General features: G+C 61.5%; 29 protein-coding genes and 1 pseudogene. 17 read left to right on the top strand and 13 right to left on the bottom strand.

All coding sequences use genetic code 11. From position 1 onward, the window contains the following. Positions 1-36 precede the first annotated feature (36 nt). From thrS to LG281_RS00650, 3 genes are all read right to left on the bottom strand, one after another. Positions 37-2,016, bottom strand: a complete 1,980-nt coding sequence (thrS, locus tag LG281_RS00660) for a threonine--tRNA ligase (RefSeq protein ID WP_404403376.1) — start codon at positions 2,014-2,016, stop codon at positions 37-39. Positions 2,017-2,111: 95 nt separating this feature from the next. After that, positions 2,112-2,414, bottom strand: coding sequence for a membrane protein insertion efficiency factor YidD (yidD, locus tag LG281_RS00655; RefSeq protein WP_404403374.1), 303 nt, complete (start codon positions 2,412-2,414; stop codon positions 2,112-2,114). Further along, the gene (locus LG281_RS00650; RefSeq protein WP_404403372.1) at positions 2,411-2,839 is read right to left on the bottom strand and encodes an iron-sulfur cluster assembly scaffold protein; all 429 of its coding nucleotides are present in this window, start codon (positions 2,837-2,839) and stop codon (positions 2,411-2,413) included. Before LG281_RS00650 ends, yidD begins: the two co-directional genes overlap by 4 nt. 207 nt (positions 2,840-3,046) lie before the next feature. Between LG281_RS00650 and folE the strand changes: the two genes are divergently transcribed. Next, positions 3,047-3,673, top strand: a complete 627-nt coding sequence (gene folE, locus LG281_RS00645) for a GTP cyclohydrolase I FolE (protein ID WP_404403370.1) — start codon at positions 3,047-3,049, stop codon at positions 3,671-3,673. A 13-nt stretch (positions 3,674-3,686) separates the two neighbouring features. Continuing rightward, positions 3,687-4,133: a phosphoribosyl-AMP cyclohydrolase gene (gene hisI, locus LG281_RS00640; protein ID WP_404403368.1), complete on the top strand. Its 447-nt coding sequence runs from the start codon at positions 3,687-3,689 to the stop codon at positions 4,131-4,133. Here the strand turns inward: hisI and LG281_RS00635 are convergent. After that, entirely contained in the window at positions 4,130-4,885 is a 756-nt protein-coding gene (locus LG281_RS00635; protein ID WP_404403366.1) for a rhomboid family intramembrane serine protease, read from the bottom strand. The two genes, hisI and LG281_RS00635, sit on opposite strands and share 4 nt — an antisense overlap. Positions 4,886-5,073: 188 nt before the next feature. Here LG281_RS00635 and LG281_RS00630 point away from each other — a divergent pair, with 188 nt between their 5' ends. From LG281_RS00630 to LG281_RS00590, 9 genes and pseudogenes are all read left to right on the top strand, one after another. After that, positions 5,074-5,745 carry a PAS domain-containing protein gene (locus tag LG281_RS00630; RefSeq protein WP_404403364.1) on the top strand — a complete coding sequence of 224 codons (672 nt, stop codon included), beginning with the start codon at positions 5,074-5,076 and terminating at the stop codon, positions 5,743-5,745. 224 nt (positions 5,746-5,969) lie between these two features. Then, positions 5,970-6,602, top strand: a complete 633-nt coding sequence (locus LG281_RS00625) for a PilZ domain-containing protein (RefSeq protein WP_404403362.1) — start codon at positions 5,970-5,972, stop codon at positions 6,600-6,602. Between the two features lie 115 nt (positions 6,603-6,717). Continuing rightward, complete coding sequence (locus tag LG281_RS00620) at positions 6,718-7,578, top strand: GyrI-like domain-containing protein (RefSeq protein ID WP_404403360.1); 861 nt, start codon at positions 6,718-6,720, stop codon at positions 7,576-7,578. Further along, positions 7,575-8,003 (top strand): DUF1801 domain-containing protein, encoded by a 429-nt coding sequence (locus tag LG281_RS00615; protein WP_404403358.1) that lies wholly within the window; start codon positions 7,575-7,577, stop codon positions 8,001-8,003. The genes LG281_RS00620 and LG281_RS00615 overlap by 4 nt, the downstream gene beginning before the upstream one ends. 247 nt (positions 8,004-8,250) lie before the next feature. Further along, a pseudogene (locus LG281_RS00610) lies at positions 8,251-8,598 on the top strand (cell wall hydrolase); the annotation flags it as partial. Positions 8,599-9,077: 479 nt separating this feature from the next. Then, positions 9,078-9,863 carry a transporter substrate-binding domain-containing protein gene (locus LG281_RS00605; RefSeq protein ID WP_404403356.1) on the top strand — a complete coding sequence of 262 codons (786 nt, stop codon included), beginning with the start codon at positions 9,078-9,080 and terminating at the stop codon, positions 9,861-9,863. 66 nt (positions 9,864-9,929) lie between these two features. Beyond that, the gene (locus LG281_RS00600) at positions 9,930-10,604 is read left to right on the top strand and encodes an amino acid ABC transporter permease (protein ID WP_404403354.1); all 675 of its coding nucleotides are present in this window, start codon (positions 9,930-9,932) and stop codon (positions 10,602-10,604) included. Beyond that, the gene (locus tag LG281_RS00595) at positions 10,601-11,260 is read left to right on the top strand and encodes an amino acid ABC transporter permease (RefSeq protein WP_404403352.1); all 660 of its coding nucleotides are present in this window, start codon (positions 10,601-10,603) and stop codon (positions 11,258-11,260) included. The genes LG281_RS00600 and LG281_RS00595 overlap by 4 nt, the downstream gene beginning before the upstream one ends. Further along, positions 11,238-11,963 (top strand): amino acid ABC transporter ATP-binding protein, encoded by a 726-nt coding sequence (locus LG281_RS00590; RefSeq protein ID WP_404403350.1) that lies wholly within the window; start codon positions 11,238-11,240, stop codon positions 11,961-11,963. The genes LG281_RS00595 and LG281_RS00590 overlap by 23 nt, the downstream gene beginning before the upstream one ends. On the opposite strand, the gene LG281_RS00585 is transcribed toward LG281_RS00590, so the two are convergent. Further along, entirely contained in the window at positions 11,960-12,985 is a 1,026-nt protein-coding gene (locus tag LG281_RS00585) for an endonuclease/exonuclease/phosphatase family protein (protein WP_404403348.1), read from the bottom strand. The genes LG281_RS00590 and LG281_RS00585 overlap by 4 nt on opposite strands. Before the next feature lie 221 nt (positions 12,986-13,206). Between LG281_RS00585 and LG281_RS00580 the strand changes: the two genes are divergently transcribed. Next, positions 13,207-13,839: a transglutaminase-like cysteine peptidase gene (locus tag LG281_RS00580; RefSeq protein ID WP_404403346.1), complete on the top strand. Its 633-nt coding sequence runs from the start codon at positions 13,207-13,209 to the stop codon at positions 13,837-13,839. A 90-nt stretch (positions 13,840-13,929) separates the two neighbouring features. Here LG281_RS00580 and LG281_RS00575 read toward each other — a convergent pair whose 3' ends face one another. Then, positions 13,930-14,253, bottom strand: a complete 324-nt coding sequence (locus LG281_RS00575; protein WP_404403344.1) for a DUF6949 family protein — start codon at positions 14,251-14,253, stop codon at positions 13,930-13,932. A 131-nt stretch (positions 14,254-14,384) separates the two neighbouring features. Between LG281_RS00575 and LG281_RS00570 the strand changes: the two genes are divergently transcribed. Then, positions 14,385-15,053, top strand: coding sequence for a hypothetical protein (locus tag LG281_RS00570; RefSeq protein ID WP_404403342.1), 669 nt, complete (start codon positions 14,385-14,387; stop codon positions 15,051-15,053). Between the two features lie 105 nt (positions 15,054-15,158). Here the strand turns inward: LG281_RS00570 and LG281_RS00565 are convergent, their stop codons facing one another. The 3 genes from LG281_RS00565 to LG281_RS00555 form a co-directional block, all read right to left on the bottom strand. Continuing rightward, positions 15,159-15,632 (bottom strand): TspO/MBR family protein, encoded by a 474-nt coding sequence (locus tag LG281_RS00565; RefSeq protein ID WP_404403340.1) that lies wholly within the window; start codon positions 15,630-15,632, stop codon positions 15,159-15,161. Between the two features lie 158 nt (positions 15,633-15,790). Next, positions 15,791-16,018, bottom strand: coding sequence for a DUF378 domain-containing protein (locus LG281_RS00560; protein WP_404403338.1), 228 nt, complete (start codon positions 16,016-16,018; stop codon positions 15,791-15,793). A 41-nt stretch (positions 16,019-16,059) separates the two neighbouring features. After that, positions 16,060-16,557 carry a fasciclin domain-containing protein gene (locus tag LG281_RS00555; RefSeq protein WP_404403336.1) on the bottom strand — a complete coding sequence of 166 codons (498 nt, stop codon included), beginning with the start codon at positions 16,555-16,557 and terminating at the stop codon, positions 16,060-16,062. Between the two features lie 203 nt (positions 16,558-16,760). Here LG281_RS00555 and LG281_RS00550 point away from each other — a divergent pair, with 203 nt between their 5' ends. Further along, on the top strand, positions 16,761-17,369 hold the full coding sequence (locus tag LG281_RS00550; RefSeq protein ID WP_404403334.1) for a helix-turn-helix domain-containing protein: 609 nt from the start codon (positions 16,761-16,763) through the stop codon (positions 17,367-17,369). 113 nt (positions 17,370-17,482) lie between these two features. Here the strand turns inward: LG281_RS00550 and LG281_RS00545 are convergent, their stop codons facing one another. The 3 genes from LG281_RS00545 to LG281_RS00535 all read right to left on the bottom strand — a co-directional run bounded on the left by LG281_RS00545 (position 17,483) and on the right by LG281_RS00535 (position 19,541). Continuing rightward, a complete protein-coding gene (locus tag LG281_RS00545; protein WP_404403332.1) occupies positions 17,483-17,701 on the bottom strand; it encodes a DUF3126 family protein in 219 nt (72 codons plus the stop codon). A 156-nt stretch (positions 17,702-17,857) separates the two neighbouring features. Further along, a complete protein-coding gene (cysE, locus tag LG281_RS00540) occupies positions 17,858-18,682 on the bottom strand; it encodes a serine O-acetyltransferase (protein ID WP_404403330.1) in 825 nt (274 codons plus the stop codon). A gap of 97 nt (positions 18,683-18,779) precedes the next feature. Then, positions 18,780-19,541 (bottom strand): alpha/beta fold hydrolase, encoded by a 762-nt coding sequence (locus LG281_RS00535; protein ID WP_404403328.1) that lies wholly within the window; start codon positions 19,539-19,541, stop codon positions 18,780-18,782. A gap of 141 nt (positions 19,542-19,682) precedes the next feature. Here LG281_RS00535 and LG281_RS00530 point away from each other — a divergent pair, with 141 nt between their 5' ends. The 3 genes from LG281_RS00530 (at position 19,683) to LG281_RS00520 (ending at position 22,651) form a co-directional block, all read left to right on the top strand. After that, positions 19,683-19,928 carry a zinc-finger domain-containing protein gene (locus LG281_RS00530; RefSeq protein WP_404403326.1) on the top strand — a complete coding sequence of 82 codons (246 nt, stop codon included), beginning with the start codon at positions 19,683-19,685 and terminating at the stop codon, positions 19,926-19,928. 14 nt (positions 19,929-19,942) lie between these two features. Further along, entirely contained in the window at positions 19,943-21,136 is a 1,194-nt protein-coding gene (locus LG281_RS00525) for an FAD-dependent monooxygenase (RefSeq protein WP_404403324.1), read from the top strand. Positions 21,137-21,262: 126 nt separating this feature from the next. Continuing rightward, positions 21,263-22,651, top strand: a complete 1,389-nt coding sequence (locus LG281_RS00520) for a TCR/Tet family MFS transporter (protein WP_404403322.1) — start codon at positions 21,263-21,265, stop codon at positions 22,649-22,651. A gap of 133 nt (positions 22,652-22,784) precedes the next feature. Here the strand turns inward: LG281_RS00520 and LG281_RS00515 are convergent. Beyond that, positions 22,785-23,545 (bottom strand): IS5 family transposase gene (locus LG281_RS00515; RefSeq protein WP_404403320.1). Its coding sequence is split into 2 segments (ribosomal slippage): positions 22,785-23,216 and positions 23,219-23,545, totalling 759 coding nucleotides; the frame shifts between segments, so codons are not numbered across the junction. Positions 23,546-23,549 lie beyond the last annotated feature (4 nt).

Here is a 23,549-nt window from a genome sequence, read left to right as displayed (position 1 = left end):
ACCCTCAGGTCTTTATTTTATCACCGGGTCCATTCGTCAGGCCGCAGCCGCGGCTTTGCGCTTCACATCCGGTGGGGTCACTTCGTCGGCAAGTGTCTCGATAGCCTCGTGCAGCGGTTTGACGGTCTGGCCCTGGCTGCCAAGCTGGCGGATGGCCACCGTCTTTTCTTCGGCTTCGCGACGCCCCACCACATAGATGTACGGCACCCGGCCCACCGAGTGCTCGCGCACCTTGTAGCTGATCGATTCGTTGCGGGTATCGAGCTCCGCCCGGATGCCACGCGCTTCGAGTTGGTGCACCAGATCACGCGCATAATCGTCCGCATCCGAAACGATGGTCGCAACCACCACCTGCGTCGGCGCAAGCCAATGCGGCACCTTGCCCGCGTAGTGCTCGATCAGAAGACCGAGGAACCGCTCGAACGTGCCGAATACCGCGCGGTGCAGCATGACCGGACGGTGACGAGCCCCATCCTCACCGACATAGCTCGCATCGAGCCGCTCGGGCAGCACATAATCGAGCTGGAAGGTCCCGGCCTGCCACGTCCGCCCGATCGCGTCGGTGAGATGGAATTCGAGCTTGGGCCCGTAGAATGCCCCCTCGCCTTCGGCGAGATCGAACGAAAGGCCCGCTGCCGTGAGCGCATCGGCCAAAGCCTTTTCTGCACGGTCCCATGTCACATCGTCCCCCGCCCGCTGATCGGGGCGTGTGGCGAGCTTATAGGCGATCTGCGTCATGCCCATATCGGCATAGACCCGAGAGAACAAGGCGAGAAACTTCCGGGTTTCATCGGTGACCTGGTCGTCCCGGCAGAAGATGTGGGCATCGTCCTGCGTCATCTGGCGCACCCGCATCAGACCGTGCAGCGCACCATGCGCCTCGTTCCGATGACAACAGCCAAATTCCGCCATGCGTAGAGGAAGATCGCGGTAAGACTTGATCCCTTGCTTGAAGATCTGGACATGCGCCGGACAGTTCATTGGCTTGAGCGCCATCAGGTTGGCTTCGCCGGTGATGACCGGTTCGTCGTCGTCCGTCGAAGGGATTTCGTCAGGCACGACGAACATGTTCTCGCGGAACTTGCCCCAGTGCCCCGACTTCTCCCAGAGCTTGTTGTCCAGCAGTTGTGGCGTCTTGACTTCCTGATAGCCGTCGGCATCGAGCTGACGCCGGATATAGGCTTCGAGCTCGCGCCACATGCGGAAGCCCTTCGGATGCCAGAAGACGGAACCCATGGCCTCTTCCTGGAAGTGGAAGAGGTCCATTTCGCGCCCGATCTTGCGGTGATCGCGCTTTTCGGCCTCCTCGATCATGTGGAGGTACTGATCGAGTTGCTCCTTGGTCGCCCATGCCGTGCCATAGATGCGCGAGAGCACGGGATTGTTCGAATCCCCGCGCCAATAGGCGCCGGCCACCTTGGTGAGCTTGAACGCCTTGCCGACATCCTTGGTCGAGCGCATATGCGGCCCGCGGCAGAGGTCGAACCACTGGCCCTGCTTGTAGATCTTGACGTCCTCTCCGTCGGGGATGGCGTCGATCAGCTCGACCTTGAAGTGCTCGCCCCTGGAGGCAAAGACCTTCTTGGCGTCCTCGCGGTCCCAAACCTCCTTGGTGAACGCCGCACCCCGGTCGACAATCTCCTCCATCTTCTTTTCGATCTGGCGGAGTTCGTCTTCCGTGAACGGGCTTTCACGGTGGAAGTCGTAATAGAACCCGTTCTCGATAACCGGGCCGATGGTCACTTGCGTGCCGGGCCAGAGCTCCTGCACAGCTTCGGCGAGAACGTGCGCGGCATCGTGCCGGATCAGTTCCAGCGCAGCCTCGTCGTCACGCAGCACAAACTGGAGCGCGCCGTCATGGTCGAGCGGGTCGGACAGGTCCGAGAGCACACCGTTCCAGCGCATTGCGACCGTCTTCTTGGCCAGCGACTTGGAGATACCCTCGACGACGGTGGTCCCGGTGGTGCCTTTGGCGTATTCACGCACTGCACCGTCGGGGAACGTCACCTTAATCATCGTCATATCTCCTGTTTGCTCGGAAATGAGCGGGTTGCTGCGCAGATCGCGCAAGGCGGGTTGATTAGCACGAACGGGCAAGATTTCCAGCCCCTTTACCGCCAGCGTCCGTAGCTCCACGGCAAATACCACCGCGCTTTTCCCGGCAGTGCCTCAGGCACCGGATCGTAACCATGCGTACCGCCGGGCCGGCACCGCCAGATGCGCGCCGCGCCCATCCAGCCGCCGGGCCAGAAGCCGTGCCGCAAAATTGCATCGCGGGTGAATTCCGAGCATGTCGGCAAATGCCGGCAATCGCGGCCCACCAGAGCCGAAAGCGTATAGCGGTAAGCCTGAATGAGAAGATAGGCCGCCCATTTGAACGGGAAATCGACGACGGCCCAAAACCGGGTCATCATGCGCCGGCCTTCTCGAGCGCCTCGGCCACCGCCTCGAAAACCAGAAGCGTCGAGGCGTGCCGGGCGGGATAACCGCGCACCGGTTCAAGATATTTGAGGTCGTCCCATTTTCCCTCGGGCGGCGCGCCGCCGGTCTTGAGCATTGCGGTCATCCGCTCGCGCAGGGCACGCAACTCGTCCGGTGTCGAGCCCAGGATATGAGATGCGACAATGGCCGCGCTGGTCTGACCGAGTGCGCAGGCGTTGACATCCGCCCCGTAGGCCGAAACCGCGCCGTTTTCGAGCGCAAGATCGACTTCGACCACCGAGCCGCAAACGCGCGAGACCTTGCGCGCGCTTCCCTGCGGAGCGGCGAGACGCGGCATCGGCCTGGCGTTCCCGGCGATCTCAAGAATTCGTGCGCTGTAGAGGTCGGAAAAGTCCATTGTCCATGCGTCCCTTCTAGGGCACAATATGTCTTCGTTCGCTGTTTACGGCCAATGTGTTTTCTTGTCGGAGGCCACTCCCGCCCTATATAAGGGGCGTCGCCCGGACCTGCAAAAGTAATTAGGGTCCAGACCCAAAGTCCGCCCGATACCCCACGGCACATGGCCGATGAACGGCCTGCCGGTACGAGAGGGATGCGCCAGAATATGGACATGACTGCCAAGCCCAAGATCGTTTCCGCCAATGACGCGGAAACCGTCGTCCCCCGCCCTTCCCGCGAGGAGGCCGAGGCCGCCGTGCGCACCCTCATTGCGTGGGCCGGCGACAATCCGCTACGCGAAGGATTGATCGACACCCCCCGCCGCGTGGTCGAGGCCTATGGCGAATTCTTCTCGGGCTACGAGCAGGATGCCGCTGCGATTCTCGATACGACTTTCTCGGACGTAGGCGGCTATGACGATATCGTGCTCGTCCGCGACATCCCGTTTTATTCGCACTGCGAGCACCACATGGTGCCCTTCGTGGGCAAGGCGCATATCGCCTACCTGCCCCATGACGGGGTTGTGGGTCTCTCCAAGCTCGCGCGCGTCACGGACGTCTTCGCGCGGCGCCTGCAGACCCAGGAACACCTCACCATCCAGATCATCGACGCGATCAACGAGGCCATCAACCCGCGTGGCGCTGCCGTGATGCTCGAATCCGAGCACATGTGCATGTCCATGCGCGGGGTTAAAAAGCACGGCTCCTCGACCATCACTCATCGGTTTACCGGCGTTTTTGCCGAGGACCGGCAGGAGCAGGACCGCTTCTTCGCCATGGTCGCACGCCGGTAGCGGCGAACCTCCTATGCAGTTTGCCGATCCTAAAACGCTGACCAAGGCGGAGCTCGAATCCGGTTCCGTCTTCGCCCCCCGCTTCGACGCGGCAGGTCTTGTTACGGCGGTCACCGTGGACGCCGAATCGCGAGATGTGCTGATGGTCGCCCATATGAACGCCGAGGCGATCGCCGCAACGCTGGAAACCGGCCACGCGCACTACTGGTCGCGCTCGCGCGGAGAACTCTGGAAAAAGGGCGCAACCTCGGGCGAACTCCAGCAAGTCGTCGAAATGCGCACCGATTGCGATCAGGATGCGATCATCCTGGTCGTCAACCAGACCGGCCACGGCGCCGCCTGCCATACCGGCCGCAAATCGTGCTTCTTCCGCACCGTCGAACGCGACGGCGGCGACGCGAAGCTGGCTGATGCCGGTACGCCCAAGCTGTTCGATCCCGAGGACGTTTATAGGGGCTAGCGCCTCTCGGCCCGCATCCGCAACTGGCGGTCGAACACCGTCGGCAGCAATAGGCCCGCGACGAACCCGCCAATATGCGCATCCCACGCGATCGGCACGTCGACTCCCATTATGAGCGGCGCGAAGCCGACGACGAGGTTTCCGCCCAGCCAGAAAATAATGAACACCCGGCTGCGGATATTCTGGAACAGTTCGGCGAACGTCGCCGTGCGCCGCCCAAGAACCACCGGTTCGCCCGTCTCCGGATCGCGCTTCACAATCACCGGCTGAAAAATGAATCGCAGCGCCGCACCGGTGAGCGCGGAGACCCCGCCCGAAGCTCCGATCAGCACCACGAATTGGTTAACGTCGAGGAGCTGATGAAGGGCGTTAAGCAGCGCTCCGGCCAATGCACCAAGGAGAAAAACAGCCAGCGTCGCGCCATTTCCATAGCGCCGCGCAACCGGGGTTCCGAATACGGCAAGCCACGCGGAATTGATCAGAAGATGCATGAAATCGACATGCAGGAAGGCGTGCGTGAACCCGGTCCACAAAAGCGGCCACGCGCCGCCTGGCAACAGATCGGCCGCGGTGAACCGGAACGGGATAAAACCGAACCAAATCCGCAGGTTAGCGAGACCTTCGGAATCAAGAACCAAGCTCGCGCCGAGGTGGATCGCCCACATCAACCCGACAAGCGCGGTAATGACCCCCGGCACGAGAAACACCGGCTGACGGGCAGGCCCCGCCCCTTCTGTTTCCCCCTCGTCCATCGGAAAAATCCCTTTTGCCGGCGCTGTTTACAGGCGCCTCGTCACGATATCCACATTGCCAGCGTGGAAATTAACCTTAATGATTGATTAAGGGCGATTTCCGGCGCCAGATTTGAGACCCTGTGGCTAGTCGATTTAACGGGCAGTCGCAAGCGGCGCCGAGCCCTGCCGCAAAGGAATTTGGTCAAATGCAGCAAGCCAGCACACGGACGCTATACAGCTACTGGAACGAGATCCGGGGCGCCCGCAGCGCGCCCGAACGCCGCGATATCGATCCGACCCGCATCCGTGACGCATTGGCCTACACCTTCATTCTCGAATCCTCCGACGGAGTCGAGTTCGATTTCCGTCTCGCCGGCTCACATCTGTGCGCCAGCTATTGCCGTGAACTCAAGGCCCGCCCCTTCTCCGCGCTCTGGGGCATCAAGGATCGCGATGCCATCGATACGCTCATGCGCGCAGTGACCGAGGACCACGCCGTGGCGCTCGTCACGTTCGAGGGACAATCCGACCGCGGCGAAACGATCAGCTTCGAGCTTGCGCTCTTCCCGCTGCGCCACAACGGCGTGACCACTGCCCGCGTCCTGGGCGGTCTGACAGCGCTCGATACCCCCTATTGGCTCGGTATTCACCCCATCACCAGCCAGCGCGTCACCGCGCTGCGCCTCATTTGGCCCGACGACCGCGATACGCGCGCAAGCACGCCCTATTCGGGCGCCGCTTTCGGCGAAATGGCCGCTACGGTGCGCCACGCCCGGACCGAGACCGAAGCCGCGCACGCGCCGCTTCAGGCCACCATCGCGGGACTTTCCGCCCGCCGCTACGCGCATCTGGCGGTAATCGACGGCGGCAAGAATTAGGGCCGGATCGTTGCAAAAGCGAAATGCGCGCCAAAACTTGACTAGACTCCTTACCAAGCATTAACGCAAACCGCCGTATGGTGGCGCTGTTTCACAGAGCGTGTCGCGCTGAATTGTGTTCGGCCGGCACCCTCAAGTCTTTGTTTTGTTGCGTGTCCAGACCGAAAGAGTGGTAACCACTTTTTCTGGACATGCTCTGGAATGATTGCAGCGGGACGCGGCTCATGCTCGACGGAAATACAGCCCACGACATCTACAGGGCGCAAGGCAGCGGCGACGAAGATCCGGGCCGTTTCCAGAGTGTTGCGGTTTCCGTCCTGGGTCGCTACATGCTCGCCGACCGTCGTGAATTCCCCTGCCAGGTCATTGAAATGTCCCCCGGCGATGCGCTTGTCGTCGCGCCGGTTGCCGGTGGCGCCGGCGAGCGGATCGTTATCTATCTCGATCATGTCGGACGTATCGAAGGCGTCATTCGCGAGGTCGTGGACGGCGGTTTCCGCCTCAACCTGATCGCATCCGCCCGCAAGCGCGACAAGATGGCCGCGCAATTGACCTGGCTGACCAACAAGGACGTGCTCAATCTCCCCGAGGACCGCCGCCACGAGCGCATCGTCCCCGACATCCGCCACTCCTCGATCCTCCTCGAGGACGGCCGGCGCTATAACTGCAAAATCACCGATATCTCGCTTTCAGGCGCGGCGGTCGAACTCGACGTCCGCCCCGCACTCGGCACACCGGTCACACTGGGCCGCATGCGCGCCCGCGTGGTGCGGCACTATCACGACGGCATCGCCGTCGAATTCGCATCGGTCCAGGAAATGCTGACGGTGGTGCAGCAGAACTTGCGGATGAACTAGCCCGCCGACAGGCTGGCAAGCATCGCCTTTCGACAAGCGTGGGCCACTTCCGCAGGATTTGCCTGTCCATATCGTGCGAGGATCGTTAGCGTTCCAAGCACGATAGAGGTTTCCCATGCACAAAGGACAGACGCGGGAAAGCTATAACGAACGGCTCAACAGGGTCCTCGATTACGTCTATGCGCATCTCGAAGACGACCTTTCCTTCGACATGCTGGCAGACATTGCCTGCCTTTCCCCCTATCACTGGAGCCGGATCTATTCGGCCATGCGCGGGGAAACGATCGCTGCAACAATCCGCAGGCTGAGGCTCCAGCGCGCCGCCGACCGGCTGGCCAACTCCGATCTCGACATCGAGGCCATCGCCGCGCGGGCCGGCTACAGTTCGACCGACACCTTCCGCCGAGCCTTCAAGGACAGCTTCGGCACAAGTCCTGCCGCCTACCGCGAGAAAGGCACGCACGCCGTCTTCAGGGCTGCTAACGCCGCTGGCGATGCCAACGGCTTTCCGGTTGCCGTGGAAAATGTGCCCGAACGGCGCTGCGCCGGGATCGATCACACCGGCTCTTATATGGAAATCGACCACGCAATGGGCCGGCTTTTTGCCGAACTTGCCACCCGCAACGCTCTGCCGGCCCAGCCCGCCATGATCGGAGTATTTTTCGACGATCCCGACCTCGGACCCGAGCAGGATTTGTGGTCCCGAGCTTGCCTGCCGGTGGCGGATGCCGTCGCAATCGAGGCACCGCTTGTCGAAACCACACTCCGTGGCGGGCTCTATGCGAGGCTGAGCTATACCGGGCCCTATGCCAACATGCGTGCAGCCTATCGCTGGTTCCTGGGCGCCTGGTTGCCTGCATCCGGCTACGAACCCGATGACGCTCCGATCTTTGAAGCCTATCTCAACGACCCGCGCGAGGTACCGCAGAACGCGCTGCGTACGGATATCCATCTGCCCCTGAAGAGCGCGTCATGACGAGCCCGCCGATCCCAGCCCCCGTCGCCGAAGCGCTTTCACGCTACCCACAACCGGTGCGCACGCGCTTGTTGGAGATTCGCGCGCTGATCTTCGCCGTCGCTGCGGAAACCGACGGCGTGGGAGTGCTGACTGAAACGCTCAAATGGGGTGAACCGGCTTACCTGACCGAGGCGAGCAGGAGCGGAAGCACGATCAGATTGGGCACAACCAGATCGGTGCCGGAAGCATGCGCCGTGCTGTTCAATTGCAAGACGACGCTTGTCGCCACCTTCCGAAGCCATTTTTCCGACGATTTCGCATTCGAAGGCAACCGCGCGCTGCTTGTGCCCACCACGGGCGCTCTGCCCCGCAAGCCGCTCCGGTTCTGCCTGCGCGCGGCTCTGATCTATCACCGGCGCACGAAACTGACGGTGCGCCCATAGCGAGGACGGGACCGCCAGCCGTCTCCCCCCGCGCAGAGGGTGAACGTGGTGTTAACCCCATTATGGCAAGTTTCACTAACTGGGGCGTCCGGCTTTCCGGCTGCTTCCGTGCGTTTCTGCTCATCGGAACGGTTGTGCGATGCGTCTTCTCAAAAACGTTCTGTTGGCCGCCACCACGCTGGCTCTCGTCCTGCCGCTTTCCGGCTGCCTCACTCTCGGAGGCTGGTTCCAGACAAAATCTGCGCATGAATGCATGACGCGCGTAATGTATTTCGAATCCAACCGCTCCAGCGCCGAAGGCATGCTGGCGGTCGGCACAGTGGTCATGAACCGGGTCGCATCCCCGCAATTCCCGAACGACGTCTGCGCGGTCGTCGCCCAGAAAAACCAGTTTGCCTCGGGCGTGCTTGCCCGCCCGATGACCGAGCCGCGCAGCGTCCAACTCGCCGCTGCCGTAGCCCAACGGGTCTTGCGGGGAGAACGCCATCCCGGCGTGCGCAGCGCCAAATACTTCCACACGGCGGGCCTGAGCTTCCCCTATAGAAACATGTACTACGTGCTGGTTGCGGGCGGGAACGCGTTCTACGAGCGACGCTAGTGGTGCTGCACAGAGATTTTGACAAGTTGGCGCACCTGTTGTTTGAGGCATGGCTTTTCCGTTCGCACGGCTTCCCTTCTCCCCTTGAGGGAAAAGGTGGGCCTCGCGGAAGCGAGGGTCGGATGAGGGGTGCGCGTTGCGGCAAAGCGCGGCTTTTGTGCGGTTCGAGGTGCCGCAGGCACCCCTCATCCGACCGCTTCGCGGCCACCTTCTCCCTCAAGGGGAGAAGGGAAATCGTGCTTGTGACCCGACCGGTGTGCTACCGACACCCGCGTGAATGAATTCGGTCGGACCGAGAATTGCGGCAACGCTTATTTTTTATGCAACCGGCATGTACTTCGTTCAATTGTTGGACACAATCTGCCGAAATCATAGTATACAATTTGGTATTTTCCTTAGGAACCGGGCCCTGACCGCCCTGGCACGGAAGTTGCTGTTCAAAGCCCATCATAAGGCGCAAACAGGGACTTCCGCATATGCACAGACGCTCATTCATCACCCTCGCAACGCTTGTTGCCGCAACCATCGGCTTCACTGCCCCGGCCCAGGCCGATGCCCTGGCTGACATCGAGGCGCGCGGCACGATCAAGATCGCGGTGCCGCAAGACTTTCCGCCCTTCGGCAGCGTCGGCACCGACCTGCAGCCGGTCGGCTACGACATCGACATGGCCAACCTGATCGCCGACAAGCTCGGCGTCGAACTCGAGCTGGTGCCGGTCACCAGCGCCAACCGCATTCCGTACCTCCAGACCGGCATGGTCGATCTGGTCATATCGAGCCTCGGCAAGAACGCCGAGCGCGAAGCGGTAATCGACTTCTCCGATGCTTACGCACCGTTCTTCAACGGCGTGTTCGGCCCCGACACGATCACCGTTGCGGCAATCGAGGATCTGGGCGGCTACACGCTTGGCGTCACCCGTGGCTCGGTCGAAGACCTCGAACTGACCGAACTGGTCGGCAACGACGTCACCATCCAGCGCTACGAGGACAATAACGGCACGATTTCCTCGTTCCTCTCCGGCCAGGTCGACCTGATCGCCACCGGCAACGTGGTCGCCGCCGCCATCCTCGAACGCAACCCACCGATCCGCCCCGAGCTCAAATTCCTCGTCAAGAACTCGCCCTGCTATATCGGGATGAACAAAGGCGAGCCCGAACTGATGGCTGCGGTCAACGCGATCATCGCCGAGGCCAAGACCGACGGTGCGCTTGAAACGATCTCGATGGAATGGCTCGAGCAGCCCCTGCCTGCCGACCTCTAACCCCGAACCGGCGCCGGCGCTTTACCGCCGGCGCCCTTTCACCACGTCCGGGGGCATTTTCCTATCATGGGCTATCAACTGAATTTCGGCTGGCTGCCGCAATACTTGCCTGTGCTCATCGATGGCATCGGTGTCACGATCTATCTCATCGCCGTTGGCGCTGTCCTCGGGTGCCTTTTAGGCACGATCTGCGCCTGGACACGAGCGCTCGGCCCCCAATGGGCGCGTCCCGTCGTCGTCGCGTATGTCGAGCTGATCCGCAACACGCCGTTCATGATCCAGCTCTTCTTCATCTTTTTCGGCTTGCCCTCCCTGGGCGTGCAGATGGGCGAACTGGAAGCCGCGACCCTCGCGATGATCGTCAATCTGGGCGCCTATAGCTGCGAAATCATCCGCGCCGGCATCCAGGCGACCCCGCGCGGCCAGTTCGAGGCCGGAGCCAGCCTCGCCATGACGCCGTTCGAGACCTTCTACCATGTCGTGCTGATCCCCGCGCTCCAGCGCATCTGGCCCGCGCTCTCCTCGCAGATCGTCATCGTCATGCTCGGCTCGGCAGTCGTCTCGCAGATTGCGGCGCAAGATCTGAGCTACGCGGCCAATTTCATCCAGTCGCGCAATTTCCGCGCCTTCGAAACGTATATCGTTTCGACGCTGATCTATCTCGTGCTCTCGATCCTGCTCCGGCAGGTGCTTGCCGGAGTCGGCTGGACGCTCTTTCCCAAACGAAAGGCCGTACGATGATCGAGTTCACCCTCTGGGACATCTTGCGCAACCTCCTGCTCGCGACCCGCTGGACGATCCTGCTTTCGCTCGTCTCCTTCATCGGCGGCGGCATTGTCGGGCTCATCGTCATGTTCATGCGCATCAGCGCCAACAGGGCCGTCGCGACGGCGGCACGCGCCTATATCGAGCTCTTCCAGGGCACCCCGCTCCTGATGCAGCTCTTCCTCGCCTTTTTCGGCCTCGCGCTCATGGGCATGACCGTACCCGCCTGGCTCGCGGCCGGCCTTGCGCTCATCCTCTGGACGGCGTCCTTCCTCGCCGAAATCTGGCGCGGCTGCGTCGAGGCGATTGCCAAAGGCCAGTGGGAAGCGTCAGCCAGCCTCGGTATGGGACGCATCCAGCAATTGCGCTACGTCATCCTGCCCCAAGCCCTTCGCATCGCCATCCCGCCCACCGTCGGCTTCTCGGTTCAGGTCGTGAAGGGCACGGCGCTGACATCGATCATCGGCTTTGTCGAACTCACCAAGGCCGGAACCGCCGTGACCAACGCAACCTTCCAGCCCTTCACGGTCTATGGCCTCGTCGCGCTCATCTATTTTGCCCTGTGCTGGCCGCTCTCGAAAACCAGCCAGGTCCTCGAAAGGAAGCTCAATGTCGCTCATCACAATCACTGAAGTGAAGAAGCGCTTCGGGGACAACGAGGTCCTGAAGGGCATCAATCTCGACGTCGATAAGGGCGAGGTGATCGCCATCATCGGTAAGTCCGGCTCGGGGAAATCGACGCTGCTGCGCTGCGTAAACGGGCTGGAGACGATCGACGAAGGTTCGATCTCGGTCGCCGGCGCGCAACTGCTCTCCGGCGAAGCCGCGCTCAAGGCGCTGCGGCTGAAGATCGGCATGATCTTCCAGTCCTTCAATCTCTTCCCGCATCTGACCGCCGGCCGGAACGTCATGCTTTCGCAAATGGTGGTCAAGAAGACCGCCAAACCCGAGGCTGAGACGATGGCCCGCAAGATGCTCGACCGCGTTGGCCTCGCGCACAAGTTCGACGCCTATCCCGACGAACTCTCGGGTGGCCAGCAGCAGCGCGTCGCCATCGCCCGTGCGCTGGCGATGGAGCCGCTGGGCCTCCTGTGCGACGAAATCACCTCGGCGCTCGACCCCGAACTGGTCAACGAGGTGCTCGCCGTGGTCAAGGAGCTGGCCTCCGAAGGCATGACGCTTTTGATGGTCACCCACGAAATGCGCTTCGCCCGCGATGTCTGCGACCGCGTGGTCTTCATGCACGAAGGCCGTGTGCATGAGATCGGCGCGCCCGATACGGTCTTTTCGAACCCACAAACGCCCGAACTCAAGCAGTTCCTGGGCATGCTTTAATCGAGCGGCGTCAGCTCCACCACGACCGGCCGGTGATCGGACGGCGCGCGGTCGCGTTCGTTGAGGCTGAGGTCATCGACCACCTGCGCCTCGTATTCCGCCACCGGCACGCGCCCCTGCCAGGAAAACCGGCCCGTGATGCCGCGGCTGAGCCCGATATGGTCGATCACCAGTTCGTTGAGCCGCTTGTCGATGAAGTCGAAGAACTTCGCCGTGTAATCGGTGGAATCTCCGTGCAAAAGCACGTGCGTGAGCTGCCGTTCGACATGAAAGATCGAGCCGAACACCCGATCCACCACCGAATGGGTCAAAAAGTTCGCCTCGAAGAAATCGCTGCCCGGCCCGTCATTGAGGTCGCCGCAAACGACGATGTTGGCCGCAGGATCGTTTGCCAGCATCGCGTCCATAAAAGCGCGCAGCCGATATGCTTCGCCACTGATGCGCCGCCGCGCCTTGAGCGCTTCTGCGAAGAACAAAAGCCGGTCCTCGCCGCCAGCATTGAACAAAGCCTCACCCTGATTGACGAATTTCGACTTGAGGTGGTTGTTGATCAGAACAAAAGGCTGCCCATGCGCCTTGAAGCCGACCACCTGCGGTATGCGCGCGAAATCGACTTCGTCGAGCTGCAGATCAGCGTCCACGTCAGCGGTAAATGGCCCCGCGATGTCGATGTCGCCGACCGACGTTGCACTGGGGGTAAAATCGGTCACGCCCCTCCCCTGGCGCACGGCCACGAGTAATGCCTGTGCGCCGCCGGCACCACGCAGAACCTCCCACGTACCGCCCACGAAACCGGTCAGAAAATGCCGCATTTCGGGAATGCCGGGACCTTCTTGGATCGCAATGACATCCGGGTCGACCGCCTTGACGACTTCGCCCGCCCGCGTCGCCAGGGCGGGAACATCCGTTATCGCTGGCGAAAACGCGTTCCCCACAAACGTGTCGCGCATCACCGGCGGGTTGGCATTGCCCCCTTCCCACCAGGAATTCATGTGCTCGATATTCCAGTTCATCAGCCGCATGCCGTGCCCTCTCTCTGGCTGCTCACAGACAGAGTAGCAGGCTGGAGGTGACAGGCATATTGCGAGACCGTGCCGTTCCGACGCTACCGGAATCATCGCTTCCGGCCTTATGACTAACAGCTTGTAAATCCAGACGATAAAACTCGATTCAAAACTGCATTGCAGTTTTCGGATCGACGAAATTCGCCCCGCCTATCGTGGTCTCCATCGGGGAGATTACGATGATGAAAACGAAAAACGTTCTGGTTACAAGCCTTATCGCTGCGCTGACGATCTTTGGGGCGGTCATGCCTGTTTCGGCCGATCAGGGCCCGTTACACCCGGCCTTCGCCAAGCCAACCGACGTGACCACGATCCCCGTCGGCCATGCCGAATTCTGCGCCCGCCGCGCTGCCGAGTGCCAGCCTTTCGCCAACCCCGTCGAGAACGTCACGCTGACCGAAGCCCTGTGGACCGAACTTCAAGAGGTCAACAACCGCTTCAACCTGTCGGTCACCCCCACCAGCGACGACGACCTTTACGGCACGTCCGAATTCTGGACCTACCCCTCGAACGGCTATGGCGATTGCGAGGACTTCGTCCTCGCCAAGCGTGCCGCCCTGATCGAGAGCGGCTGGAACCCTTCGACGCTCCTGATCACGGTTGTTCGCCAGCCCAACAGCGAAGGTCACGCTGTCCTCATGGTTCGCACCGACCGCGGCGACCTGATCCTCGACAACCAGGACGCGCTGATCAAGATCTGGACCGATACGCCCTACACCTACCTCAAGCGCCAGAGCCAGGCCCATGCCGGCCAGTGGGTCAACATCCTCGACGACCGCTTCGACGACGTCACCGTGACTGCAGGTCACTAGAAAAGATACGGCAGAAGCCTCAGATCGCCCTCCCCGTGGCGATCACCTGGGACCGGTCACGAGCAAGGGCCGGTCCCTTTTTTATGCGGGTTAACCCGCCCTGAGCATGGCGACATAGCTCCCGAGCACCATGAGCCCGGTGAAAAAGCTCCAGCCGAAAGCGATGAATGAGGCCAGCAGCACGTTGACCGTGGAAACCTGCCCGCTCCCGGAGGGCCGCCATCCCATGCGCAGGATGATGTAAGGACCGCATATAAAGCCCACGAACAGGTTGAAGATCCCCCCGGCGATCGATCCGCCCTCCAGGCGGAACCCTGCCGGCTGTCGCGCAAGCCCTTGGTAGAGGTGCGTGCTCATGCCCGCAACGGAAAGCCCGATGCCAATGATGTAAAGCGCAAGCACCAGTTCTGACATAACGCCCCTCGTTTCCCCGTCAGCAGCACAATCGCCGCAGATGTTAATGCTTTATTAAGCATATGTCGCCCCAAACTCGCTGTCATGCCGGCGTGGCAAAAATGGTTAATTTGAACAATGCGGCTTCTTCCATGGCGCTGAACGAGACGCGCACGAACGCCAGCGGCGGGCTTTTCTACCCGCTCGCGATGACGACACTTGTCGTGCTGATTGTGGGACTCGCAGTCGCCTATGGCGCGACACGCTGGATCGACGATGCCCTGCGTGAAAAAGCGATGGACGTTCCGACCTCCACGCACATCAAAACCGTTGGCGCCCAGCCTTACGTCGTACCCGCCGCGCTGATGCCCAACGCGGCCCAGCACACAGACGGCTTCGCCGACCGCATCGACATGACGCTGGCCCTGCCGCTCGGTCCTGACGGCGCGCTGAGCGATGTGGTGGTGGTCATCCAGCCCCGTGGTCGCGTGCGCACAAGCGCCGCTTTGCTCGACACGGTCTATGTGCACCAGTTCGGCGCCACACAGACCCAGGGCGTGCCCGGCCTCGTGGGCAAGCCGCTCGAGGGCGGCGCCGGGTTTTCGGGAGAAACGGTCTGGTACGACCCACTGAGCCCGCGTCCGTTCGTCGCCAAGTGTATGACGCCGGTCGACCCAGCGGCGACCACCGGCACCTGCCTGCGCACCCTGCAACTATCCGACCGCAACACCGCGATCATCAGCTTCGACCCGGCCGCACTGGAGAATTGGCGGCAGTTCGACGCCGTGATCGAAGCTTGGCTCAATACGCTGCGGCAATAACGGCCAAGGCGCGTGCCGGCATAAGGAATGCCGCCCGAAAGATGTGTTCACCCGCTCAAATAACAATAGCGCCTTTGAGCGCGGCACAGCCTCTGGCATTTGCCATCATCCCGCCGGGTTGAGCCGCCAAATGGCGTAATTGAGCACCGCGGCAAAGCCGACCCACAGAGCGTAAGGCACCAGCAGAAGCGCGGCGAGCACGTTGATGGGCCAGAACAGCACGATCGAAAGCACAATCGCCAGCCAGAGCGCAAGGATCTCAAAGAATGCGAGGTCGGGCCGGTGCAGACCAAAGAAAATCACGGTCCAGGAGGCGTTGAGGACGAGCTGCACCGCGTAAACGAGAAGCGCCACAGAGGCGCCGGCGAAACCCGCCTCGCGCCAAACGAGCCAGCCCGAAACCCCGATAGCGATATATAGCGCGGTCCAAACCGGGCCGAAAAGCCAGTTAGGCGGGCGCCAGTCCGGCTTTGCCAGCGCCTCGTACCAGACTCCGGGTGTAAAGAGTGCGCCTGTGGCGGCGGCGAGAAAGCAAGCGCCAAGAAACGCGAACAGGACCAGAATGGACGCGATATCCATATTGGGTCTCCAGAAGCATGCTGCCCGCGCCGACCGGCGCGAGCAGCTCAATTTCATAGTAGTCGTGCCCGCGGCGTTCCAGAGCGTCCCTTCCGGCGCCGCCAGGCTTTTCCTCGTCGCACTTTCAAGGATCCGGCAAGCGTATCCAGAAAAGCGTGTCAGCGACCGCCCAAAGCGGTCGACGCGTCACTGCTCCTGAAGGCTGCCATAAGGGGCATGACCTGCCAAGCCGCGGACGCGCCAACGAGAATATACGCTGCTCGCGCGAGGACCGATCCGGCGCCGAAAATCGCGGCAACAAGATCAAAGCCGAATAAGCCCACCAGCCCCCAGTTGAGGCCGCCGACGATAACGAGGGCCAGGGTGACGAGATTGAGATATTTCATGACAGTTTACCTTGGTTCGAGGTCAAGTCCGCCCTACAGCGTTATTCGCTCGGCGGGATCAGGACAGTATCGATGACGTGAATGACGCCGTTGGTTGCCTCGACATCGGCCATTTCGACCGAGGCGCCGTCGATCATGACGGTGTCGCCGTCAACCGAAATCCGAATGGACTGTCCGTTGAGGGTTTCCGCCGCGTTCAGGCTCACCACATCAGCTGCCGTGACCTTGCCCGGCACAACGTGATAGGTGAGGATCGCCGTCAGCTGATCCCTGTTCTCCGGCATCAACAATGTGTCGAGCGTGCCCTCGGGCAGTTTACCGAAGGCCGCATCGGTGGGCGCGAACACGGTGAACGGTCCAGGCCCCTTCAGCGCTTCGACCAAACCCGCGGCAGTGAGCGCCGCAGCCAGCGTTTCAAACTGCCCCGCCGCAACGGCAGTATCGACGATATCCATATCGGAGGCCTGCGCGCCGGCTGTACCGGCGAAGAGGCCCGCAACGACGGCACCGGTGGCCGCCAGACTTCTCAGTGTGTTCATAACCGTTTTTCCTTGCATGGGATTGAGGACGGCCTCCCGGCCGGCTCCTGGTCTACCGCCGCATTCACAATGATTGCGGATGAATTTTCATTATAGTAAAACTAATTTTACCAACAGTAACATTACTGTGATAAGTCATTGATTTTTCATAATAATAAAATCAGAATGCAAAAATTGAATGAGCTGAAAACGAGGTAGCGACTATGCTCTCGGATACGCTGAACAAGGGGCTTGCGGAGTATGGAATCGGCGCAAAGATCCGGGCACTCAGGCTGAGAAAAAAGCTGGGGCTGGTCCGGCTTGGGGAGCACACAGGGCTGTCCCCGGCCATGCTTTCCAAGATCGAGCGCGGGCAGGTCTTCCCAACCTTGCCCACACTTCTACGTATAGCGCTGGTTTTCGGCGTCGGGCTCGAGCACTTCTTCGCCGAACCGGCGGAACGCCCGACGCTTGCCATCGTGCGCCAGAAGGACCGCATTCGCCTGCCCGAACGCCCTGGCGTGGAATCGCCCGCCTATATCTTCGAAAGTCTGGATTTCTCAGCCCCGAACCGGCAGATGGAAGCGTATCATGCCGACTTCCCAGCCGGCGCCCCCGCGTCCGCCCCACACACGCATCCTGGCGCCGAAGTGCTCTACGTCACGCGCGGACAGTTGGTGCTCGAGATGGCAGAGGAGACCGTGACGCTTGGCGAGGGTGATGCGGTCTACTTCGATTCCAGCGTGCCACACAGCTATTGTGGACACGGCAGCAAGGGCGCATCGGCCCTTGTGGTGGTCACATCAGGGGAAGCGGCCCAGGAAGCGCCCTGAGCCACGAAACGCGGAACCGATATCAGACCAGGCCCTGATAGAGCGCCTGGACGACAACAACAGGGAGAACGAGCGTCTCCCTGACCAAGGGTGCAACGAAAGCGGACGGCGCGCTAGCTGACTTCGTCCAGGTCGATATCGAGGATCGAGATCTGCACCATATAGGATTTCTCACCCTCGTCCTCATCGACATAGATCAGGCCGATGAACTCGTCGCCCAGATAAAGTTCGACCGAATCGTCCTGTTTGGCGCGTGGGCGCACATCGATGGATCGATTGCCAAACTTCTTCTGCAGGTATTTCTGCAGGAGGATAATTTCTTCGTGCTTCACAAATTTTCTCCGCTGGGCGCGCCGGTGACGGAGGCACTATCGCCCCGTTCGTACCGATAACGCAACAAATCCCGATAAGTGCCGCGAGACTTACCCGCCGCACGGCACCGTTTCAATGCCGGGGAGAAAATTTCCCCACACCTGGAGATTAGGTAGTCAGTCCTTGGCCGGAACGGTGATCATCTGGTCCATGACCAGCGCTGGCTGCGCGCACCCGGCTTCACCGATGACCTTGGCCGGAACGCCCGCCACCGTCTTGCGCGGCGGCACTTCCTTCAAAACCACCGACCCCGCGCCGATCCGCGAGCAATCGCCGATGCGGATATTGCCAAGAACCTTGGCGCCGGCCCCAATCAGAACGCCGTTGCCGATTTTCGGGTGCCGGTCCTCTTCGGCTTTACCCGTCCCCCCCAGCGTCACGTTCTGCAGGATCGAGACATTATCGCCCACCACCGCGGTCTCGCCGATGACGAGGCCGGTGCCGTGGTCGAGCATAATGCCACGCCCAATCGGGACCGCCGGGTTGATGTCAGCCTGGAAGACCACACTCGCGCGGCTCTGGAGAAAATAGGCGAAGTCCTTCCGCCCATCCTGCCACATGGCATGGGCGAACCGGTGCGTCTGGATGGCTTGGTAGCCCTTGAAGAACAGGAACGGCTCGATGGCCCGGTGGCAGGCCGGGTCGCGCTCGAGCGTCGCAGCGAGGTCGGCACGCGCGCCCTGTCCGATTTCCGGATGATCTTCGAGCGTTTCTGCGAACCCCTGACGAATGAGGTCCGCCGGCATATCATTGCTGTCAAGCCGCGCCGCGAGCCTGTGGGCAAGCGCCGCCTCAAAATTATCCTGATTGAGAACCGCGGAAACCACGAGCTGCGTGAGCGAGGGTTCATTGTCGCAGATCGCCTCGGCACCGGTCCGAACCGCCTCCCATACCGGATCGACTGCGGCCAATGCCTGTTGCGATTTTGCGCTCGTGCTCATGGGCTCCTCCTCGCGAGGGTTTTCCAAAGAAAGCTCTCTATATGACAATTGTGTCGCCCAAACAAAACCTTTGCGGCCAGATTGGTTCACATTTGCCTTATCCTACAGGATAGACCCGCGAGAGGAAATCCACCGCCCCGCGCTTGAATTGCGGGTCTCCAGTCGCCCGCATGTGGTCCCGCCGCTCGATAACGAGCGCCTCGCCCTTTTCGATCAGATCGGCAAGAACCTGAGGGTTGCCGCCGGTTTCGTCCTCACTCCCCACAGCCACAAGCACCGGCACGGAGATCTTTTTTAAGTCCTCCTCCGCGATCCGCGTGCGCGAGCCTGCCATGCAGGCAGCAAGCGCCTTGAGGTCGCTTTTTGTATGCTCGGCAAAGATGCGGAACTGCCGCCCGGTCGGATGAGTCACCTGCGATAGTGCAGGCGCTTCGAGCGCGGCGATGATCTCGTCGCTATCGAGCATCGGCCGCACCATGTTCGCTCCCAGCCCGCCGAAAATCGCGCAGGCGACTTTTTCAGGGCTCTGCAAGCAGACGAAGGCTGAAATCCGCGCACCCATCGAATACCCGATGAGCGCAACCTTTTCATGCCCCAAATGATCGATGAGATTGGCAACGTCCCGCGCCATATCCTGCGCGCCATAGACAGAAGGATCATAAATCTTTTCGGACTTCCCATGCCCACGATTGTCGATGGCGATGACCTGATAGCCCGCCTGGTTCAGCGTCTCGACCCAACCCGTCGCAACCCAGTTGACCTGCCCGTTCGACCCGAACCCATGCACCGCAACGATCGGCGGCCCCTCGCCGTACACTTCATAAGCGATATCGAAACCTTCGGATTCAAAGACGGGCATAAGGGATTCTCGCGACTCTCGTTTTCGCACCTCTTAGCAGTATCGGTTTAAGTGGCCAACGCTGAGCCAATATGCCCCCTTCTCATCGCCCACCCTCTTGGGTATGGTCCGCCCGACTTTTCCCCGAGGATCGAACGCAAAATGGCACAGCACGCAATTCCGCACTTCCACAACACCGAAGGGCTCGCCCGCATCGACATCGGCGCCAAGGAATTCCAGTGCGTCGGCGCCAAGCCGCCTTTCGACCATCCGCATGTCTTCCTCGACATGGGTGCCGACAACGAAGTCGTCTGCCCCTATTGCTCGACGCTCTATGTCTACGATCCCAAGCTTCCTGCGGGATCTGCCAACCCCGAATCCGCGATCTTCCACCTCGAAGACGCGTAGCGAGTCGCCCTCGGATGGGCACCCAACGCACAGTTTATATCGCCGGTGCCGGCATTGCCGGCTTAACGCTGGCGCTTGCGCTTGCCAAATTCGGCACGCACGTCGTCGTCATCGAGCGTAATGCCGAAATCAGCGAATTCGGCGCCGGTCTCCAGATTAGCCCCAACGCCCGCCACGCCCTCGACGCGTTGGCCCTTTCGGACGCGATCGCTGAAAAGAGCTTCGAACCCGAAGGCATCGATATCTATCCCGACGGCCACGAGGCGCCGCTGCAGACGCTGACGCTTGGCGAGGCTGCCAGAACCCGCTACGGCGCCCCCTACGCCGTCATGCATCGCGCCGATCTCGTCGAAGTCCTTGCCGCTGCAACACGGCGATTCGCCAATATCGAGATCGTCTTCGGCGTTGAGGATTTTTCGGTCGCTGCGAAGGACAAGGGTGTCGAAGTCCGCTTCACTGAAGCAGGCCGCATCGACCGCAAGGGCGCGGGATTCGCCTTCGTTGGCGCCGATGGCGTTAGATCGGAAACCCGGACGAAGAGTCTTGGAGGCCCCACTCCGGCCTATTCGGGCAAGCTCGCGTGGCGCACGCTCGTCGCCTTTTCCGCACTCTCGGACGTCGTCGATCTCAACCGCACAAGCGTCCTGATGGGTGCGCGCCATCACCTCGTCATCTACCCCCTGCCCCACCGCGATGCAGTCAACCTTGCGCTCTTCACGGACGCCCGCGAGCGCGATCTCGACGCAGCGATGCTGCGCCGGACGCCGGGGCTCAAGCCGGGATCCGACAAACGACTCGCAGCGATTCTCGAACGCGCAGGCGAAACCTGGACGCCATGGGTGCTTTCCACCGTCAAAACGCCGCTCTGGCACAAAGGCCCGGTCGGCATCATCGGCGACGCTGCCCACGCCATGCTACCGTTTCAGGCCCAGGGCGCTGCTATGGGAATCGAGGACGCGGCCGTTCTGGCACCGCTGCTGGCATCATCGCCCAGCGCCGAGCACGCCTTCACACGCTTTACAGCCCTGCGCCATGAACGGGTGGACAAAGTTCAGGCGCTCTCGGAGGCCAATGGCCGCATCTTCCACATGCGCTGGCCCGCGACACTTGCCCGAAACGCAGTCATCCGCGCACAGGGGCCGATGGGACATTTCCGCAGGCTCGACTGGCTATACGGCTATCGCACGCGCTCCGAGCCAGCATCCTAGCTTGCATTTCTCACACTCACTGTGCCCTCCGCCGGTCATCCGGATCACCTGCTAACCCTTTGTTCTTGCCATCCTCGCTCCCTATATGGCAGTTGATGCCAGCCCTTATCAGCTCAATGAGCCCCCATGCGTGTTAATCCCCAGTCGCGGCTGACACTCGTCTTTATCCTTCTGACCGTGTTCCTCGACATCGTCGGACTGGGCATCATCCTTCCGGTCTTGCCTGACCTTATCGTCGAAGTCACCGGCGAGACCGTCACCAACGCTGCGGTCACCGGTGGCTTTCTGGTTTTTGTTTATGCCTCCATGCAGTTCTTCTTTTCGCCCATACTGGGTAATCTGTCGGACCGCTGGGGGCGGCGGCCTATCCTGTTGCTCTCGCTGGTCGGACTGGCCGCCGACTACATGGTGATGGCCTGGGCACCGACCCTCATCTGGCTCTTTTTCGGCCGCACGCTATCGGGCATTTGCGGCGCCGCGATGGGCACCGCGACCGCTTATGTCGCCGACATCACGCCCCACGAAAAACGCTCCGAACGCTTCGGCCTCATCGGCGCCGCCTTTGGGCTGGGCTTCATCATCGGCCCGGTGGTCGGCGGCGAGTTGGGTGAATTCGGCACCCGCGCGCCATTCTTCGTCGCCGCGTGCCTGGCCCTGGCCAATGCGATCTTCGGTTTCTTCGTCCTACCCGAATCGCTATCGAAATTCCGCCGCCGCCGCTTCGACTGGCGCCGCGCCAATCCCATGGGCGCCATCCTTGCCTTTAAAAAGACGCCGATCGTGATGGTGCTCCTAGGCTCGCTGTTTCTCTTCGCGCTGGCTGCCCAAAGCTACCCCAACGTCTGGAACTTCTTCACCATTCACCAGTTCGACTGGACCTCGTCGCAGGTTGGCCGTTCGCTGGGGATTTTCGGCGTATTGTTCGCGTTCAGCCAGGCCGTGCTGGTCGGCCCGTCGATCAAGCATCTAGGCGTCACCGCCACCGTGCTTATCGGCTTTTTCCTCGCGACGACCGCCTTCATCGGCGTCTCGCTCATTCACACCGAGCTGGGGCTTTGGACCTATCTGGTCATCGGCGCCTTTTCTGGCGCGGCAATTCCATCGCTCACCGGGCTTTTGGCCAATAATGTGAAATCCAATCAGCAAGGCGAGCTCCAGGGCGCGGTCAACGCAACCAATTCCTTGACCGCCATCATCGCGCCGGTCGCCGCCACACAGCTTTTTTCCTTCTTCACCTCGCCCGCTGCACCGGTCCTTTTCCCCGGCGCTCCGTTCTTTGCCGCCGGCATGCTGGTGCTCCTCGCGGCGGGGCTCTTCATCTACGCTGCGCTTCGCTTCGACCTCTCCCACAGGCCCTTCGACGCCGCCCGCGACAAGCCCTCGATGACCCCGCCCAGCGGTCAGGCGGTCAACCGTCCGGGCACGGAGGACTTGCCCGACGACGAGCAGAATGGCGAAGGGAGCCCGGCCGACGCCGATCCGGAAACCGAACAGTCGGCAAGCGGCCGCGGGTGATTCCGCGTGGAGCCATGGCGCTTTGGAGCGTTTCCAGGAAAAGTTGACAGACTTTTCCGGTTCGGAAACGCGATAAAACAAAGACTTAGAGCCCGATTTTGATTCCATCAAAATCGGGCTCTAGGGTCGGGACTCAATTGAGCCACCAGATGATAGTGGCGGCGATGTAGACGGCGGACAGGAAGGTGTCGGCGCGTTTGTCGTAGCGAGTTGCGATGCGGCGGAAGTCCTTGAGGCGGCAGAACATGCGCTCGATGAGGTTTCGGCTTTTGTAGGCGGTCCGGTCCCATGCATGTGGATGCTTGCGGGTCGGATTTGGCGGGATGACGGCTTGGCAGCCGCGTTCGGCCAGCCAGTCTCTGAGCTTTTTAGCGTCATAGGCGCGGTCGGCTATGAGCTGACGGGGCGTGGGAACGCGCGCCAGAAGCGGGGCTACCCCAACCAGGTCATGGGCTTGGCCGGCTGTCAAAGTGAAGGCGATGGGCCGGCCCGAAGCGTCGCTCAGGGCATGAACTTTGGTCGTCCGTCCGCCGCGCGATCGGCCGATGGCGTGCTCGAAGTCCCCCCTTTTGCCCCGGCTGCCGACCGGTGTGCCTTGACGTGAGTGGAATCGACGGCCGTGGTCGAGATCACGCCGCTGGAGCCACTCAGGGCATAGAAGACATCCTCCCACACACCCTGTTTGCTCCAGCGGTTGAAGCGGTTGTAGATCGTGGTGTAGGGGCCGTATTCCGGTGGGCAATCGCGCCAGCGCGCCCCGGTCTTGAGCATGTGAATGATCCCGGAAATCACCCGCCGGTCGTCGACCCGGCGCGCACCTCGCCGTCCCTGCGGCAAATAGGGCTCAATCCGATCCCACTCCTCTTGGCTCAACCAGAACAGCTGCCTCTTCATCAAA

This window comes from Pelagibacterium halotolerans (genome assembly GCF_044811015.1).
Lineage (GTDB): Bacteria > Pseudomonadota > Alphaproteobacteria > Rhizobiales > Devosiaceae > Pelagibacterium > Pelagibacterium halotolerans_A.
The sequence above is the reverse complement of the archived record's forward strand: the minus strand, read 5'-3'. Positions and strand labels throughout refer to the sequence as shown.

Excerpts from the sequence above, each read along its gene's own strand:
- thrS (WP_404403376.1), bottom strand. The coding sequence starts at position 2,016 with ATGATTAAGGTGACGTTCCCCGACGGTGCAGTGCGTGAATACGCCAAA.
- yidD (WP_404403374.1), bottom strand. The coding sequence starts at position 2,414 with ATGATGACCCGGTTTTGGGCCGTCGTCGATTTCCCGTTCAAATGGGCG.
- LG281_RS00650 (WP_404403372.1), bottom strand. The coding sequence starts at position 2,839 with ATGGACTTTTCCGACCTCTACAGCGCACGAATTCTTGAGATCGCCGGG.
- folE (WP_404403370.1), top strand. The coding sequence starts at position 3,047 with ATGGACATGACTGCCAAGCCCAAGATCGTTTCCGCCAATGACGCGGAA.
- hisI (WP_404403368.1), top strand. The coding sequence starts at position 3,687 with ATGCAGTTTGCCGATCCTAAAACGCTGACCAAGGCGGAGCTCGAATCC.
- LG281_RS00635 (WP_404403366.1), bottom strand. The coding sequence starts at position 4,885 with ATGGACGAGGGGGAAACAGAAGGGGCGGGGCCTGCCCGTCAGCCGGTG.
- LG281_RS00630 (WP_404403364.1), top strand. The coding sequence starts at position 5,074 with ATGCAGCAAGCCAGCACACGGACGCTATACAGCTACTGGAACGAGATC.
- LG281_RS00625 (WP_404403362.1), top strand. The coding sequence starts at position 5,970 with ATGCTCGACGGAAATACAGCCCACGACATCTACAGGGCGCAAGGCAGC.
- LG281_RS00620 (WP_404403360.1), top strand. The coding sequence starts at position 6,718 with ATGCACAAAGGACAGACGCGGGAAAGCTATAACGAACGGCTCAACAGG.
- LG281_RS00615 (WP_404403358.1), top strand. The coding sequence starts at position 7,575 with ATGACGAGCCCGCCGATCCCAGCCCCCGTCGCCGAAGCGCTTTCACGC.
- LG281_RS00605 (WP_404403356.1), top strand. The coding sequence starts at position 9,078 with ATGCACAGACGCTCATTCATCACCCTCGCAACGCTTGTTGCCGCAACC.
- LG281_RS00600 (WP_404403354.1), top strand. The coding sequence starts at position 9,930 with ATGGGCTATCAACTGAATTTCGGCTGGCTGCCGCAATACTTGCCTGTG.
- LG281_RS00595 (WP_404403352.1), top strand. The coding sequence starts at position 10,601 with ATGATCGAGTTCACCCTCTGGGACATCTTGCGCAACCTCCTGCTCGCG.
- LG281_RS00590 (WP_404403350.1), top strand. The coding sequence starts at position 11,238 with ATGTCGCTCATCACAATCACTGAAGTGAAGAAGCGCTTCGGGGACAAC.
- LG281_RS00585 (WP_404403348.1), bottom strand. The coding sequence starts at position 12,985 with ATGCGGCTGATGAACTGGAATATCGAGCACATGAATTCCTGGTGGGAA.
- LG281_RS00580 (WP_404403346.1), top strand. The coding sequence starts at position 13,207 with ATGATGAAAACGAAAAACGTTCTGGTTACAAGCCTTATCGCTGCGCTG.
- LG281_RS00575 (WP_404403344.1), bottom strand. The coding sequence starts at position 14,253 with ATGTCAGAACTGGTGCTTGCGCTTTACATCATTGGCATCGGGCTTTCC.
- LG281_RS00570 (WP_404403342.1), top strand. The coding sequence starts at position 14,385 with ATGGCGCTGAACGAGACGCGCACGAACGCCAGCGGCGGGCTTTTCTAC.
- LG281_RS00565 (WP_404403340.1), bottom strand. The coding sequence starts at position 15,632 with ATGGATATCGCGTCCATTCTGGTCCTGTTCGCGTTTCTTGGCGCTTGC.
- LG281_RS00560 (WP_404403338.1), bottom strand. The coding sequence starts at position 16,018 with ATGAAATATCTCAATCTCGTCACCCTGGCCCTCGTTATCGTCGGCGGC.
- LG281_RS00555 (WP_404403336.1), bottom strand. The coding sequence starts at position 16,557 with ATGAACACACTGAGAAGTCTGGCGGCCACCGGTGCCGTCGTTGCGGGC.
- LG281_RS00550 (WP_404403334.1), top strand. The coding sequence starts at position 16,761 with ATGCTCTCGGATACGCTGAACAAGGGGCTTGCGGAGTATGGAATCGGC.
- cysE (WP_404403330.1), bottom strand. The coding sequence starts at position 18,682 with ATGAGCACGAGCGCAAAATCGCAACAGGCATTGGCCGCAGTCGATCCG.
- LG281_RS00535 (WP_404403328.1), bottom strand. The coding sequence starts at position 19,541 with ATGCCCGTCTTTGAATCCGAAGGTTTCGATATCGCTTATGAAGTGTAC.
- LG281_RS00530 (WP_404403326.1), top strand. The coding sequence starts at position 19,683 with ATGGCACAGCACGCAATTCCGCACTTCCACAACACCGAAGGGCTCGCC.
- LG281_RS00525 (WP_404403324.1), top strand. The coding sequence starts at position 19,943 with ATGGGCACCCAACGCACAGTTTATATCGCCGGTGCCGGCATTGCCGGC.
- LG281_RS00520 (WP_404403322.1), top strand. The coding sequence starts at position 21,263 with ATGCGTGTTAATCCCCAGTCGCGGCTGACACTCGTCTTTATCCTTCTG.